Annotated in this window: 15 protein-coding genes; 7 read left to right on the forward strand and 8 right to left on the reverse strand. The window is 71.5% G+C overall.

All coding sequences use genetic code 11. The annotated features are described in order from the left end of the window. The 7 genes from ACSU6M_RS27040 to ACSU6M_RS27070 all read right to left on the reverse strand — a co-directional run bounded on the left by ACSU6M_RS27040 (window position 1) and on the right by ACSU6M_RS27070 (window position 7306). Window positions 1–1032, reverse strand: a complete 1032-nt coding sequence (locus ACSU6M_RS27040) for an MCE family protein (RefSeq protein ID WP_437073028.1) — start codon at window positions 1030–1032, stop codon at window positions 1–3. Continuing rightward, window positions 1029–2261, reverse strand: a complete 1233-nt coding sequence (locus ACSU6M_RS27045) for an MCE family protein (protein ID WP_437073030.1) — start codon at window positions 2259–2261, stop codon at window positions 1029–1031. Before ACSU6M_RS27045 ends, ACSU6M_RS27040 begins: the two co-directional genes overlap by 4 nt. Window positions 2262–2266: 5 nt before the next feature. Next, window positions 2267–3064 carry an MlaE family ABC transporter permease gene (locus tag ACSU6M_RS27050; RefSeq protein ID WP_437073031.1) on the reverse strand — a complete coding sequence of 266 codons (798 nt, stop codon included), beginning with the start codon at window positions 3062–3064 and terminating at the stop codon, window positions 2267–2269. A 4-nt stretch (window positions 3065–3068) separates the two neighbouring features. After that, complete coding sequence (locus ACSU6M_RS27055) at window positions 3069–3839, reverse strand: MlaE family ABC transporter permease (protein WP_437073033.1); 771 nt, start codon at window positions 3837–3839, stop codon at window positions 3069–3071. Continuing rightward, window positions 3836–5026 carry an ABC transporter ATP-binding protein gene (locus ACSU6M_RS27060; RefSeq protein ID WP_437073035.1) on the reverse strand — a complete coding sequence of 397 codons (1191 nt, stop codon included), beginning with the start codon at window positions 5024–5026 and terminating at the stop codon, window positions 3836–3838. Before ACSU6M_RS27060 ends, ACSU6M_RS27055 begins: the two co-directional genes overlap by 4 nt. A 63-nt stretch (window positions 5027–5089) precedes the next feature. Further along, the gene (locus ACSU6M_RS27065) at window positions 5090–6178 is read right to left on the reverse strand and encodes a sigma-70 family RNA polymerase sigma factor (protein ID WP_437073037.1); all 1089 of its coding nucleotides are present in this window, start codon (window positions 6176–6178) and stop codon (window positions 5090–5092) included. Between the two features lie 96 nt (window positions 6179–6274). Then, the gene (locus ACSU6M_RS27070; protein WP_437073038.1) at window positions 6275–7306 is read right to left on the reverse strand and encodes a lytic transglycosylase domain-containing protein; all 1032 of its coding nucleotides are present in this window, start codon (window positions 7304–7306) and stop codon (window positions 6275–6277) included. Window positions 7307–7547: 241 nt separating this feature from the next. Here ACSU6M_RS27070 and ACSU6M_RS27075 point away from each other — a divergent pair, with 241 nt between their 5' ends. The 7 genes from ACSU6M_RS27075 (at window position 7548) to ACSU6M_RS27105 (ending at window position 13268) form a co-directional block, all read left to right on the forward strand. Next, entirely contained in the window at window positions 7548–7799 is a 252-nt protein-coding gene (locus ACSU6M_RS27075) for a hypothetical protein (RefSeq protein ID WP_437073040.1), read from the forward strand. A gap of 47 nt (window positions 7800–7846) precedes the next feature. After that, the gene (locus ACSU6M_RS27080) at window positions 7847–8158 is read left to right on the forward strand and encodes a helix-turn-helix domain-containing protein (RefSeq protein ID WP_437075370.1); all 312 of its coding nucleotides are present in this window, start codon (window positions 7847–7849) and stop codon (window positions 8156–8158) included. Between the two features lie 133 nt (window positions 8159–8291). Next, window positions 8292–8804: a 2-oxo-4-hydroxy-4-carboxy-5-ureidoimidazoline decarboxylase gene (uraD, locus tag ACSU6M_RS27085; RefSeq protein WP_437073041.1), complete on the forward strand. Its 513-nt coding sequence runs from the start codon at window positions 8292–8294 to the stop codon at window positions 8802–8804. A 2-nt stretch (window positions 8805–8806) separates the two neighbouring features. Further along, the gene (uraH, locus tag ACSU6M_RS27090) at window positions 8807–9202 is read left to right on the forward strand and encodes a hydroxyisourate hydrolase (RefSeq protein ID WP_437073043.1); all 396 of its coding nucleotides are present in this window, start codon (window positions 8807–8809) and stop codon (window positions 9200–9202) included. 4 nt (window positions 9203–9206) lie between these two features. Then, window positions 9207–10130, forward strand: a complete 924-nt coding sequence (pucL, locus tag ACSU6M_RS27095; RefSeq protein WP_437073044.1) for a factor-independent urate hydroxylase — start codon at window positions 9207–9209, stop codon at window positions 10128–10130. A gap of 133 nt (window positions 10131–10263) precedes the next feature. Further along, entirely contained in the window at window positions 10264–11640 is a 1377-nt protein-coding gene (locus ACSU6M_RS27100; RefSeq protein ID WP_437073045.1) for an 8-oxoguanine deaminase, read from the forward strand. A 227-nt stretch (window positions 11641–11867) separates the two neighbouring features. Continuing rightward, the gene (locus ACSU6M_RS27105) at window positions 11868–13268 is read left to right on the forward strand and encodes a nucleobase:cation symporter-2 family protein (protein ID WP_437073046.1); all 1401 of its coding nucleotides are present in this window, start codon (window positions 11868–11870) and stop codon (window positions 13266–13268) included. Here ACSU6M_RS27105 and ACSU6M_RS27110 read toward each other — a convergent pair. Continuing rightward, entirely contained in the window at window positions 13219–13836 is a 618-nt protein-coding gene (locus ACSU6M_RS27110; RefSeq protein WP_437073047.1) for a 3'-5' exonuclease, read from the reverse strand. The genes ACSU6M_RS27105 and ACSU6M_RS27110 overlap by 50 nt on opposite strands. Window positions 13837–13844 lie beyond the last annotated feature (8 nt).

The following is a 13844-nucleotide window of genomic DNA, read 5'->3' on the forward strand; positions in this document are numbered from 1 at the left end:
TCACTCCGCACACCTCGCCCGCGCCACATGCAGCTCCGGACGGATCACCCGCTCGCTCCTCGGCAGCACGATCCGGCCGTCGAAGTCGCACAGGTAGAAGTTGAACCACGAGCCGTAGGACGCCGTCCCGGTCAGCTCGTTCAGCTTGTTCGGCAGCCGCTTCAGCACGCCCTCCACGGTCTCCTCGTTGTCGTTGAGCGTCCCCGTCAGCTCGGTGAGCTCCGCGATGTCGGCCTTCAGCGGCGGCCGGGCGTCCGCGAGCAGCCCCGAGGTCGCGTCGGTCAGATCCCCGATGCTCACCAGCGAGTCGCCGATCGGCTTGCGGTCGGCGGACAGCCCGGAGATCAGCCGGCGCAGCTCCTTGAGCAGGCTGGAGAACCGCCCGCCGCGCTGGTCGAGCGTCTCCAGCACCGTGTTGAGGTTGTCGATCACCGAGCCGATCAGCTTGTCCCGCCCGGCGAGGGTGGTGGTGAGGGACGCGGTGTGCGCGAGCAGGCTGCGCACGGTGCCGCCCTCGCCCTGGAACGTCTTCACGATCTCGGTGGCGAGCTGGTTGACGTCCTTCGGGCTCAGCGCGGCGAACAGCGGCTTGAAGCCGTTCAGCAGGGCGTTCAGGTCCAGCGCCGGCTGCGTCCGGGACAGCGGGATGGTCGCGCCGGGCGGCAGCGGGGTGCCGTCGCCGGTGCCCTCGGTCAGCGCGATGTACCGCTGCCCGACCAGGTTGCGGTACCGGATCACCGCCCGGGTGCTGGTGAACAGCGGGCGCCGCTCGGCCACCGTGAACGTCACCTCGGCCAGCGTCCGGTCCTTGATCCGGACGTCCTCGACCTCCCCGACCCGCACCCCGGCGACCCGTACGTCGTCGCCCTCCTCCACACCGGTCACATCGCTGAACACGGCACGGTAGGTGTGCTCCGGGGTGAACCCGAACCCGCCGATCGTGGCGGCGAGGAGCGCGGTGGCCACCACGGTCACCAGCGTGAACAGGCCGAACTTCACCAGCGGCGCGGCCGTCGCCTGTGACGACTTCATACGACGCTCACCGCCGTCCCGCGGGCCATGGGCCCGAACAGCAGGGTCGCCACGGCCGGTACCTCGTCCGCCGGCACACCGAGGACCGGTGCCACGAGCGAGGAGACCGTCCGCTGCTCGGACCGGGTGGCCGACACGCCTGGGGGGAGCACACTGCTCGAGATCCCTGCCTTCGTACCGTCGTCGAGATGGTGATGGGGTGCGGGCACCGGCGGATGCGGCAGACCCCGGCAGTCGGGCCCGGACCGCTCGCCGTAGACCGGCTCCTCGCCCGGGACATAGCCGGGCCGCTGCCGTACGACTTCGAGGGTGATCCGCATCCGCCCGCCCCGGAACGTCTCCTCGGACGCCGCGTTCTGCCGCACCAGGCCCTCCAGCAGGCACGGGTACTCGGGGGAGTAGCGGGCGAACAGGTCCAGCGTCGGCCGCGAGACCCGGCCCAGGGTGATCAGCCGGTCCCCGTGCGCGTCGACGAAGTCCTCGCCGGTGCGGGCGACGCCCGCGGTGGAGGTCAGCGCGGCCGCCAGCTGGTCCCGCTTCTCCACGATCGTCTCGCTGGTCGTCACCGTGTTGCGCAGGATCGCCAGCAGATCGGGCGCCGCGTCCCCGTACAGCTCCGCCACGTCCGCGAACCGGGTGATGTCCTCCTGCAGCGAGGGAAGATGCGGGTTGAGGCGGTGCAGATACCCCTCCACGCGGGTGAGGTTGTCGCCGATCCGGTCGCCGCGCCCCTCCAGGGCCGTGGCGAACGCCGAGAGCGTGGCGTTGAGTTCGCCCGGCTTCACCGTCCGCAGCAGCGGCAGCAGGTCGTTCATCAGCCGCTGCAGCTCCATGCCGACCCGGGTGCGGTCCTGGGTGATCACATCGCCCTCGCGGATCGGCCGCGCCGACGAGCCCTTCGGCACCACCAGGTCGACGTACTTCTCGCCGAACAGCGTCTTGGGCAGCAGCCGCGCGTGGACGTCCGCCGGGATGCGCTCCACGTGCTCCGGCTTCAGCGCCAGGTCGAGCGTGGCCTTGCGGCCGTCCGCCCGCACCTCGCGCACCTCGCCGACCAGCAGTCCGCGCAGCTTGACGTCGGCCCGCCGGTCGAGCTGGTTGCCCAGGGAGTCGGCCTCCAGCGTGATCCGTACGACGGGCGTGAACACCTGCTGGTAGACGGCCACCGCCAGCGACAGCAGCAGTGCCAGCACGGCCAGGAACGCCACGCCGTAGATCCGCAGTCTCATCGCCCTCACCCCGCGATCCGTACGGTCGTGCTGGCGCCCCAGATGGCCAGCGACAGGAAGAAGTCCACGACGTTGATGGCCACGATCGAGGTCCGCACCGCCCGGCCCACCGCGACCCCGACGCCCGCCGGGCCGCCGCTCGCGTAGTAGCCGTGGTAGCAGTGCACCAGGATGATCACGACGGCGAAGACGATCACCTTGCCGAACGACCAGAGCACGTCGACCGGCGGCAGATACTGCTGGAAGTAGTGGTCGTAGGTGCCGGCCGACTGCCCGTAGTAGCCGGTCGTGATCGTCCGGGCGGCGAAGTACGAGGACAGCAGCCCGACGACGTACAGCGGGATCACCGCGAGGAACCCGGCGATCATCCGGGTGGTCACCAGGAACGGCAGCGAGGGCACGCCCATGACCTCCAGGGCGTCCGTCTCCTCGCTGATCCGCATCGCGCCGAGCTGCGCGGTGAACCCCGCGCCGACCGTCGCCGACAGCGCGAGCCCGGCCACCAGCGGGGCGATCTCGCGGGTGTTGAAGTACGCCGACAGGAACGCCACGAAGTTGGACGTGCCGAGCTGGTTGAGGGCCGCGTAGCCCTGGAGCCCGACCTCGGTGCCGGTGAAGAAGGACAGGAAGGCGATCACCCCGACCGTGCCGCCCACCACCGCGAGCGCGCCCCGGCCGAAGCTCACCTCGGCGAGCAGCCGCAGCACCTCCTTCTTGTAGCGGCGCAGGGTGCGGCCGGTCCACGCCAAGGAGCGCCCGTAGAAGACCAGTTGGGAGCCCAGCTCCTCCAGTCGCTTCAGCATCTGCTCACCCCCTCTGCGGAACGACCTGGAAGTACACGGCCGTCAGCACGAAGTTCGTCACGAACAGCAACATGAACGTGATCACCACGGACTGGTTGACGGCGTCGCCCACGCCCTTGGGCCCGCCCTTCGCGGTGAGCCCCTTGTAGGAGGCGACGATCGCCGCGATCGCCCCGAACACCAGGGCCTTCACCTCGGCGGCCCACAGGTCGGACAGCTGGGCCAGCGTGGTGAAGGAGGCCAGATAGGCGCCCGGAGTGCCGTCCTGGAGGACGACGTTGAAGAAGTAGCCGCCGGCCACGCCGACGACCGACACCAGGCCGTTGAGCAGCACCGCGACCAGCATCGACGCCAGCACGCGGGGCACCACCAGCCGGTGGATCGGGTCGATGCCGAGCACCTGCATCGCATCGATCTCCTCGCGGATCTTCCGCGCCCCGAGGTCCGCGCAGATCGCCGTGCCGCCCGCGCCCGCGATCAGCAGCGCGGTGACGATCGGCGACGCCTCGCGCAGCACCGCCAGCACGGAGGCGGCGCCCGCGAAGGACTGCGCGCCGAGCTGCCGGGTGAGGCTGCCGATCTGGAGGGCGATCACCGCGCCGAACGGGATCGAGACCAGGGCGGTCGGCAGGATGGTCACGGACGCGATGAACCACGCCTGCTGGATGAACTCCCTTACCTGGAACGGCCGTCGAGGCAGGGTGCGCAGGATGTCCAGGGCCATCGCGAAGAGGTCGCCGCAGTGCCGCAGCCCGGCGGTGGGGGAGAGGCTCACGCGTCCTCCTTGGCGGGCGTTTCGGCCTTTTCGGCGTGCGTTTCGGCCGGGGTCTCGGTCTCTTCGGCGTGCGCCTCGACCGGCGCCTCGGCTTCTTCGGCGTGCGCGTCGGCGGGCGTCCCGGCTGCTTCGGTGCGGACCTCGGTCCGCGTCCCGGTTTCTTCGGCGGCGCGCTCCCCGGCGGGCGTCCCGGCTTCTTCGGTGCGCGTCTCCGCCTCTTCGGAACGTGCCTCGGCGGGCGGTGCGGCCGCCGTGCCGGAGGTGTCGCCGCCGTCGCCGCCGTGCAGCTCCGCCTCCCGTCTCGCGATCGCCTCCCAGCGAGGCGGGCGGGTGATGCCGGGGCCGGGCAGGAGGCGTGGGGTCATCGGCGGCGGCGCGGCCGTGTCGTCGATCTGCGCCAGCTCCTGCTCGACCTGCGCGGCGTCCTTCTCCTCCGCCATCCCGATGGGGCCCTGCATCCGGCCGTTGAGGAACTGCCGCACGACCGGCTCGTCGCTCTTCAGCAGCTTCTCGCGCGGCCCGAACATCACCAGCTCGCGGCGGAACAGCAGCCCGATGTTGTCCGGCACCTGACGGGCGGAGGCGATGTCGTGGGTGACGATCAGGAAGGTCGCGTCGATCTGTGCGTTGAGGTCGACGATGAGCTGGTTGAGATAGGCGACGCGCACCGGGTCCAGGCCCGAGTCCGGCTCGTCGAAGAGGATGATCTCCGGGTCCAGGACCAGCGCGCGGGCGAGTCCCGCCCGTTTGCGCATGCCACCGGAGATCTCGCCGGGCAGCTTGCGCTCGGCGCCGATCAGGCCGACCATGTCCATCTTTTCGAGCACGATCCGGCGGATCTCGGCCTCGGACTTGCGGGTGTGCTCGCGCAACGGGAAGGCGATGTTGTCGTAGAGGGTCATCGACCCGAACAGCGCGCCGTCCTGGAACAGCACCCCGAAGAGCTTCCGCACCTCGTACAGGTCGTGCTCGCGCAGCCGGGTGATGTCCTTGCCGGCGACCTTGATCGACCCCCGGTCCGGCTTCAGCAGCCCGACGAGCGTCTTGAGGAACACCGACTTGCCCGTGCCGGACGGCCCGAGCAGCACGGAGACCTCACCGGCGGGCAGCGTCAGCGAGACGTCCTGCCAGATGACCTGGTGTCCGAAGGACTTGGTCAGCCCTTCCACACAGATCTCGACACCCATCCGGTCCACCCTTCAGCAGAGGCCCTTTCGTCTGCTCTACGGGGAGGGGCGGACCGTCCGTCGCTACGGAAGCGGAATTTTTTCGGAAGGGTTCACGGGGGCTGCCGGCGCCGCGATCTCCGGGGTCGCGAGGGGTGCTTCGGGCAGAGCGGAGGCGCCGGGAAGCTCCGGGGTGTCCGGGAGCACGGGTGCGGTCAGGTCCGGCACGGGCGGGACGGGCGGCACGGGCGGCACGGGCGGCACCTCAGGCACCTCGGGCACCTCCGGCACGGCACTGGTGACCTCGTGCGCGGGCAGCGTCGGCAGCGTGGGCAGCGGGGAGACGGACAGCGGAAGCAGGCCCCGCTGCTCCGCGGACGGCGCGGGGCGCGGGGCGGCGGCCTCGGCCGGCCGGCGAGGCGCCCTCGGCTCGGCCGGGGACGTCCCCGCACCCTCGCCGTACGGCCGCTCGCGGGCCGGCTCCGGGGAGGGGGTGAACGACGCGGGAGGTGGCGCCGCGTCCTGCGGGTCCCACGCGTCGGTGTGCGGGAGCAGCGCGAACCCGGCCACCACCAGCGTCGCCGCCGCCGTGGAGGCGGTGACCGCGCCCGCCCGCGGCCTGCCGCGCCCGCACAGGAACAGCAGGACGCCGAGCGTGGCGGCGAGCAGTCCGCGCAGCTGGCGGCGGGCGCGGGCGAGCAGCGACTCGACCGTGCGGTAGCTCAGGCCCATCCGCACGGCCACCTGGCCCACGTCCAGGTCCTGCGACTTCAGCCGCAGCGCCTCCGCCTGCCGGGCGGGCAGCTCCCCGCTGCGCACGGCCAGCCAGCGGGCCTCGGCCCGGTCGCACACGGCCTCCTCCACCGGCACCGGTCCGGGGGCGACCAGCGTGGGGCTGCGGTGGACCTCGGCCTCCCGGCTGACCTGGCGGTGGCGGTCGACGCACAGCCGCATGGTGACCGTGGTCAGCCAGGCGGCCAGCCGCTCGTCGTCCAGGTCGGGGCGTTCGGCGGCGCGCAGCATGGCCTCGTGCACGGCGTCCTCGGCGTCCTCCAGGCTCATCGAGCGGCGGCGGGCCACTTTCAGCAGATGCTCGCGATGGCTCCACATGCGCTGCCAGCGGTCGTGCGCCGTCTGTGTCCCGGCCTCGGCCTGTATGTCCGTCGTCGCCATGAGGGCCCCTTCGCGCTCACCCGCCGGTCGCGTGCGGTGCCGACCGGCGGGTGGCGACATTACCGCCGGGTAGGCGGGTTGTGGAGGGGGCGGCGGCTATCGAGTCGGCAACGGAACCGTCTCCTCTTCGAGCAGGTCAGGAGGGCTCGGCAGGAGGTCGCCGGGCTCGGCGGGGGCGAGCGGGCGACTGGGGGCGGGCAGCGGGACGGAGGGGCGCTCCTGGGGCTGGGGTGGTGCGGGCTTGCGGGTCGGGGGAGCGGGGGTCGGCTCCGGTTCGGGGGCGGGGCGGGGTTCGGCCCGGTCGGAGGGGCGGGGCGCGGGGGCGGGGCTCGGCGCGGGGGAGGCTCCGGCCCTGGGCGCCGTACGGCTCCCGGCGGCGTCCGGCACCACCCGGTGGCCGCCCAGGAAGTAGGCGTACCAGGCCAGTACCGTGCGCAGATAGGCGCGGGAGTGGTTGTAGCCGAGGATCGCCCGCTCCAGGTCGGCCGGATCGGACAGGTTCCGGCCGCCCGCGCAGAGATAGCGGCCGGCGGCGAGCGCGGCGTCGTACACGTTGTGCGGGTCGGCCCGCCCGTCGCCGTTGCCGTCGGCGCCCCAGGACGCCCAGGTCGACGGGATGAACTGCATCGGCCCGACGGCACGGTCGTACGCCGTGTCCCCGTCGTGGGCACCGCCGTCGGTGTCCCGGATCAGCGCGAAGCCCCGTCCGTCCAGGCGCGGTCCCCGGATGGGGGTCAGGGTCGTGCCGTCCGGTCGCACCCGGCCTCCGCCCGCCTGACCGGACTCCACCTGGCCGATCGCGGCGAGCAGCTGCCAGCGCAGCCGGCAGCCGGGGTCGGTGCGGGCCAGGCGGGCCTCGGCCCGGCGGTACGCGGCGAACACGCTCGCCGGCAGTGTGGCGGGCGGCGCGGCCTTCGCCCGGCCCTCGGCGCCGGCCAGCGGCGGGAGCTGGGTGCGGTACGGTGCGTCGCCGGACACGCTGGGTCCCTCGGGCGCGACGGGGCCCTGGCGGACCGGCGCGGACGCCCGGGCCGGGGCCGTGCCCGGTGGCTGCGACGCGGTGAGCGCGGCCATCGCGGCCACCGCCGCGGCCGTGCCTCTGGCCCTTCTGACGACGCTGTTCCTCACGGTGTGTCCCCTCCCTGTGGGTTGCTCCTCGACTGCTCTACGGCGTGGAGGGCGGCGTCCGTCGCGGCCGGCCGGGCGTTCTTCTCGGGTGAGCGCCGTGGGGGCTGTGCCGGTGTGCCGGGTGCGGGTCCGTCCGTGGCTGGTCGCGCAGTTCCCCGCGCGCCTGCCTGTGGGGGGCGAGCCGCCCACACCCCCCGAACAGGGCTGCCGGAAGGCCCCTGCGGCGCGTTAGGTTGGGCGCGTGCGATTGAGAGTGGAGTTCACGACCGAGCCGTTCGACCTCGACGAGGCGCCCGCGCACGCGCTGGCCGCCCGTGAGGTGATCGAGGCGGCGGAGCTGGACGCGGTGGACGTCGGCCCGTTCGGCAACACGGCGGAGGGCGGCGCCGACACGGTGCTGACCGCCGTGGACGCGTTGTTGCGCAAGGCCCTGGACGCGGGTGCCACCCGGGTCTCGCTCCAGGTCAACGTGATCGCGGAGGGCGCCGAGTGAGCACGGACGAGCCCTTCATCACGGCCGTGAAGCCGCTGGTCGACGCCATGGGCGGGGAGATGATCCCGCCGGACGAGGCCGGGGTCGACGACGTGGTGCTGTCCTGGGAGGGTGCGGACGTGGTCGCCGTCCGCCTGCCCCAGCTCGCCGACTCCCTGGACCACATCCTGGCCGCCATGGAGCGCCGCAAGGGCATGCCCCTGGCCGACCTGGACCGCAAGGCCAAGCAGGAGGTCGTCCGCATCCTGGAGGCGCGCGGCGCCTTCGCCGTACGGCACGGCGTGGAGACCGTGGCGAGCGCGCTGGGCGTCAGCCGCTTCACGGTTTACAACTACCTGAACCGCGAAAAGGAGGCGTAGGGGGAGGTCCGGAGGGGGCCACCGGGTTTCGTCGCCCGGAATTTTCAACAAAGTGTTGACGTGGCGTTTCGGAGGGCGTTAGCTATCCGCAGCCCGTTCAGCACGAAGGCCGTTTCCGGCCACGGAGGCTCCCGTGACTTCGACTTCCACGCCACCGGGCCTGGCCCGGTTCAACGCACTCGAGGAGCGCGCGGCCTCCGCCGCGCTCCACGAGGCGTGCGCGTCCACGGCCTGGGTCCGGCGGCTGCTCGCCGCCCGCCCCTACGCCGGCGTCGAGGACCTCTACGCCGCCAGCGACGCCGCCATGGCCGAACTGACCGCGGAGGACCTCGGGGAGGCCATGGCCGGCCACCCGCCGATCGGCCGCCCCAAGCCGGGCGACCCCACCTCCGCGCGCGAGCAGCGCGGCATGGCCGGCGCCTCCGAGGACCTCAAGGCGGAGATGCTCGAACTGAACCTGGCCTACCAGGAGAAGTTCGGCCATGTCTTCCTCATCTGCGCCACCGGCCGGACCGGCGAGCAGATGCGGGACGCGGTCAAGGAGCGGATCGGCAACTCGCCGGAGCAGGAGCGCGAGATCGTGCGCACCGAGCTGAGCAAGATCAACCGCATCCGACTGGCCCGACTCGTCGAAGAGGACGCCTGAGAATGAGCACCAGCACCACCGCCTCCGTGTCCACGCACATCCTGGACACATCCGTCGGCCGCCCCGCCGAGGGCGTCGCCGTCCAGCTCGCAGCCCGCGCGGGGCGTGATGCGGACTGGCAGGCGCTCGGCGGCTCCGCGACCGACGCGGACGGCCGGTGCAAGGACCTTCCGGACCTGCCGGAGGGGACGACCCATGTGCGGCTCGACTTCGCGGTCGAGCAGTACTTCGAGAAGAAGCAAGCCGATGCGCAGCAGGACGCCCCCGCGAATCGGGACAGCGGACCTGGCGTGTTCTTCCCCGAGGTGGCGATCACCTTCGCCGTGAACCCCGGGGAGCACTACCACGTACCGCTGCTGCTCAACCCGTTCGGCTACTCCGTTTACCGAGGGAGCTAGCTACATGCCCACGATCCTGGGACAGAACCAGTACGGCAAGGCCGAGAACCGAGTCGTCAAGATCACGCGGGACGGCGCCACCCATCACATCAAGGACCTCAACGTATCCGTGGCGCTGAGCGGCGACATGGACGACGTCCACTACTCCGGCTCGAACGCCAACTGCCTGCCGACCGACACCACCAAGAACACGGTGTACGCGTTCGCCAAGGAGTACGGCATCGAGTCCGCCGAGCAGTTCGGCATCCACCTCGCCCGGCACTTCGTCACCAGCCAGGAGCCGATCCACCGGGCGCGGATCCGGATCGAGGAGTACGCCTGGGACCGGATCGAGACCTCCGACGCCAACAGCAAGTTCATCGGCGCCGACGAGGTCAAGCACTCCTTCGTGCGCAAGGGCCAGGAGACCCGCCTCACCCAGATCACCTTCGACGGTGAGAACTGGGAGGTCATCTCCGGCCTGAAGGACCTGGTCGTGATGAACTCCACGAACTCCGAGTTCTGGGGCTACGTCAAGGACAAGTACACCACCCTGCAGGAGGCGTACGACCGCATCCTGGCCACCCAGGTCTCCGGCCGCTGGCGGTTCAACTGGACCGACGACGAGCAGCGGATGCCCAACTGGGAGAAGTCCTACGAGCAGGTCAAGAAGCACATGCTCCAGGCATTCGCCGAGACCTACTCCCTGTCGCTGCAGCAGACGCTGTACCAGATGGGCGCGCGCATCATCAACAACCGCAGCGAGATCGACGAGGTCCGCTTCTCCCTCCCGAACAAGCACCACTTCCTCGTGGACCTGGAGCCGTTCGGGCTGAAGAACGACAACGAGGTCTACTTCGCCGCCGACCGCCCCTACGGCCTGATCGAGGCCACCATCCTGCGGGACGGCTGCGAGCCGAAGATCCCGGTGGACCTCACCAACCTGTAGGTCACGCCGGGCAGGTGAACCACAGCTGAATCTCGGCACCCGCGGCCGGCGGGCGCTCGCAACTCCCCCGGCCGCGGTACTCAATTCCCCGGGTCCTGCCGTGCCCCTCCACCTGAAGCGCAAAGGACGAACCATGGCAGCAGCCCAGCGCATCGTCATCGAGAACTGTGCCATCGCGACGGTGGACGCGAACGACACCGAGTACGCCTCGGGCCATGTCGTCATCGCGGACGACCGCATCGAAGCGCTCGGCGCCGGCACGGCCCCCGAGGGCCTGGAGAACGTCGTCCGCCGTATCGACGCCACCGGCCACCTGGTCACCCCCGGCCTCGTCAACACCCACCACCACTTCTACCAGTGGATCACCCGGGGCCTGGCCACCGACCACAACCTCTTCGACTGGCTCGTCGCGCTCTACCCCACCTGGGCGCGCATCGACGAGCAGATGGTCCACGCGGCCGCACAGGGCTCGCTGGCAATGATGGCCCGCGGCGGGGTCACCACCGCCATGGACCACCACTACGTCTTTCCGCAGGGCTCCGGCGACCTGTCCGGCGCGATCATCCGCGCCGCCCGCGAGACGGGCGTCCGCTTCACCCTCGCCCGCGGCTCCATGGACCGCAGCGAGAAGGACGGCGGCCTGCCCCCGGACTTCGCCGTGGAGACCCTGGACGGCGCCCTCGCCGCCACCGAGGACACCGTCCGGCAGCACCACGACGCCTCCTTCGACGCCATGACCCAGGTGGCCGTCGCCCCCTGCTCCCCGTTCTCCGTCTCCACCGAACTCCTGCGTGAGGGCGCCGAACTGGCCCGTCGCCTGGGCGTGCGGCTGCACACCCACGGCTCGGAGACCGTGGAGGAGGAGAAGTTCTGCCACGAGCTGTTCGGCATGGGCCCGACCGACTACTTCGAGTCCACCGGCTGGCTGGGCGAGGACGTGTGGATGGCGCACTGCGTCCACATGAACGACTCCGACATCGCCGCCTTCGCCCGCACGAGGACCGGCGTCGCCCACTGCCCCTCGTCCAACGCGCGGCTGGCCGCGGGCATCGCCCGGGTCCCGGACATGCTGAAGGCCGGCATCCCCGTGGGCCTCGGCGTCGACGGCACCGCCTCCAACGAGTCCGGCGAACTGCACACCGAACTGCGCAACGCCCTGCTCATCAACCGCCTCGGCGCCCACCGCGAGGCCGCCCTGAACGCCCGCCAGGCCCTGCGCCTGGGCACCTACGGCGGCGCCCAGGTGCTCGGCCGCGCCGCCGAGACGGGCTCCCTGGAGGCCGGCAAGCTCGCCGACCTGGTGCTGTGGAAGCTGGACACCCTCGCCCACGCCTCCATCGCCGACCCGGTCACCGCGCTGGTCCTCGGCGCGGCCGCCCCGGTCACCGCCTCCTTCGTGGGCGGGCGGCAGATCGTCGAGGACGGCCGGCTGCTCACCGTCGACGAGGACGCCGTCGCCCGCTCCACACGGGCCGAGGCACAGCGGCTGGCGAGGATCGCCGAGCGGTAGGCCCGCACCCAGGTGCGGCAGTTGAACTCCGGCCGGGAGGGACGGCTCCCGGCCGGCAGCCGTGGACCCGAGCGGGGTCCATGGCGGCCGTCTCCGGGGCGCGCGTCCACGCGCGCGCCCCGGAACGGTCCCCGTCCCCCTCTTTAACGGTCCCGCACGACCGCGCATCACCTCCTTGAAACCCACGTCGAACCCGACGTGCTGTTAACCGACCGGAGGAGCCGCCCGTGTCCGCCCACCCCGTCGACGAGAAACTCCCCGCCCTCAAAATGGCGACCACCGGCCTGCAGCATGTGGCCGCCATGTACGCGGGCGTCGTCGCCCCGCCCCTGATCGTCGGCGCGGCCATCGGCCTGACCGCCAGCGAGCTGACCTTCCTCACCGGCGCCTGTCTGTTCACCGCCGGCCTCGCCACCTTCCTGCAGACCCTCGGCATCTGGAAGATCGGCGCCCGGCTGCCGTTCGTCAACGGCGTCACCTTCGCCGGTGTCGCCCCCATGACGGCGATCGTCGCCTCCACCGACGACAAGTCCGACGCGCTGCCGATCATCTTCGGCGCGGTCATCGTCGCCGGTGTCCTGGGCTTCTTCGCGTCGCCCTTCTTCAGCAAGATGGTCCGCTTCTTCCCGCCGGTCGTCACCGGCACGGTGATCACGCTGATCGGCATCTCCCTGCTGCCGGTCGCCTTCGGCTGGGCCCAGGGCCCCAACCCGGCGGCGGACGACTTCGGTTCGACCACCAACCTGGGCCTCGCGGCCATCACCCTGCTGATCGTCCTGCTGCTGCGCCGCTTCACCCGCGGCTTCGTCAAGCAGATCGCCGTGCTGCTGGGCCTGGTCGCCGGCACCCTCATCGCCATCCCCTTCGGAGTGACGGACTTCGGCCCGGTGGCGGACGCGGACATCGTCGGCTTCCCCACGCCCTTCCACTTCGGAGCGCCCCAGTTCCAGCTCGCCGCGATCCTCTCGCTGTGCGTGGTGATGGTGGTGTCGATGACCGAGTCCACCGCCGACATGCTCGCCCTCGGCGAGATCGTCGACCGCCCGGCCGACGAGAAGACCATCGCGGCGGGCCTGCGCGCCGACACCCTCGGCTCGGCGATCAGCCCCCTGTTCAACGGCTTCATGTGCAGCGCCTTCGCGCAGAACATCGGCCTGGTCGCGATGACGAAGATCCGCAGCCGCTACGTCGTGGCGACGGGCGGCGGCTTCCTGGTCCTGATGGGCCTGTGCCCGATGGCCGCCTCGCTGATCGCCGTGGTCCCCCGCCCCGTCCTCGGCGGCGCCGGAGTGGTCCTGTTCGGCTCGGTCGCCGCCAGCGGCATCCAGACCCTGGTCCGGGCCGGACTCGACAAGGACAACAACGTCCTCATCGTCGCCGTCTCCCTGGCCGTGGGCATCATCCCGATCACCGCGCCGGAGTTCTACCACTCCTTCCCCGAGACCGCGAAGATCGTCCTCGACTCGGGCATCTCCACCGGCTGTGTGGCCGCGGTGCTGCTGAACTTCGTCTTCAACCACCTCGGTCAGGGCAGCGACGCCCACGACGTGACCCACCCGATGGAGGCGGGCGAGGAGCTCACGCCCGCGGCCCCGTCGGCGGCGAAGCAGGCCCCCGCCACGTCATAAGGTTCGCGAACAGCTCCGCCTGCTCCACGGCGTCGTCCAGCGCATGATGCGTGTGGCGGCGCCGTGACAGCAGTTCCCGGGGCATGGTGCCCTTGGCGACCGCCCGCAGCGGCAGCCCCGCCTTCGTGGCGTACAGCGTCTTCATGTCCAGACAGCCCGAGTGCCCGAACGGGCTGCCGCCGGTGAAGCGCATCAGGTACCAGTACAGAAACGTCCAGTCGTACGACGCCGGATAGCCGCACATCACCGGCTGGGCCCCGGCGCTCACCTCCCGCACCCAGTCGGCGAACTCGGCGAGGGCCACGGCCGGTTCGGCGCCCTCGGCCCTCAGCCGCTCCCGGTCGAGGCCGCTGACGGCCAGCGCCTCCGGCACGAAGTCCTCGCTGATCGGCCGCAGTTCCCGGTAGAAGGTGTCCCGTTCCGGGTCGGCCGGGGTGAACCCCTCGGCGTCCTGCACGCCGGCCACGGCGGCGCCGAGGCTGAGCATCGAGTACGGGCCGGGAATGGGGCCGTCGGCCTCGATGTCGACGGAGATATAGCGGCTGGGCTTGATGCGTCGGGCGGCCATGGAGAGGG

The organism is Streptomyces sp. enrichment culture, assembly GCF_964272895.1.
Classification (GTDB): Bacteria; Actinomycetota; Actinomycetes; order Streptomycetales; family Streptomycetaceae; genus Streptomyces.

What these genes read in the sequence shown, in the direction of transcription:
- ACSU6M_RS27045 (WP_437073030.1), bottom strand. Translation starts at nt 2,261, where the DNA reads ATGAGACTGCGGATCTACGGCGTGGCGTTCCTGGCCGTGCTGGCACTG.
- pucL (WP_437073044.1), top strand. Translation starts at nt 9,207, where the DNA reads ATGCCCACGATCCTGGGACAGAACCAGTACGGCAAGGCCGAGAACCGA.
- ACSU6M_RS27050 (WP_437073031.1), bottom strand. Translation starts at nt 3,064, where the DNA reads ATGCTGAAGCGACTGGAGGAGCTGGGCTCCCAACTGGTCTTCTACGGG.
- ACSU6M_RS27080 (WP_437075370.1), top strand. Translation starts at nt 7,847, where the DNA reads ATGGGCGGGGAGATGATCCCGCCGGACGAGGCCGGGGTCGACGACGTG.
- ACSU6M_RS27100 (WP_437073045.1), top strand. Translation starts at nt 10,264, where the DNA reads ATGGCAGCAGCCCAGCGCATCGTCATCGAGAACTGTGCCATCGCGACG.
- uraH (WP_437073043.1), top strand. Translation starts at nt 8,807, where the DNA reads ATGAGCACCAGCACCACCGCCTCCGTGTCCACGCACATCCTGGACACA.
- ACSU6M_RS27065 (WP_437073037.1), bottom strand. Translation starts at nt 6,178, where the DNA reads ATGGCGACGACGGACATACAGGCCGAGGCCGGGACACAGACGGCGCAC.
- ACSU6M_RS27060 (WP_437073035.1), bottom strand. Translation starts at nt 5,026, where the DNA reads ATGGGTGTCGAGATCTGTGTGGAAGGGCTGACCAAGTCCTTCGGACAC.
- ACSU6M_RS27110 (WP_437073047.1), bottom strand. Translation starts at nt 13,836, where the DNA reads ATGGCCGCCCGACGCATCAAGCCCAGCCGCTATATCTCCGTCGACATC.
- ACSU6M_RS27040 (WP_437073028.1), bottom strand. Translation starts at nt 1,032, where the DNA reads ATGAAGTCGTCACAGGCGACGGCCGCGCCGCTGGTGAAGTTCGGCCTG.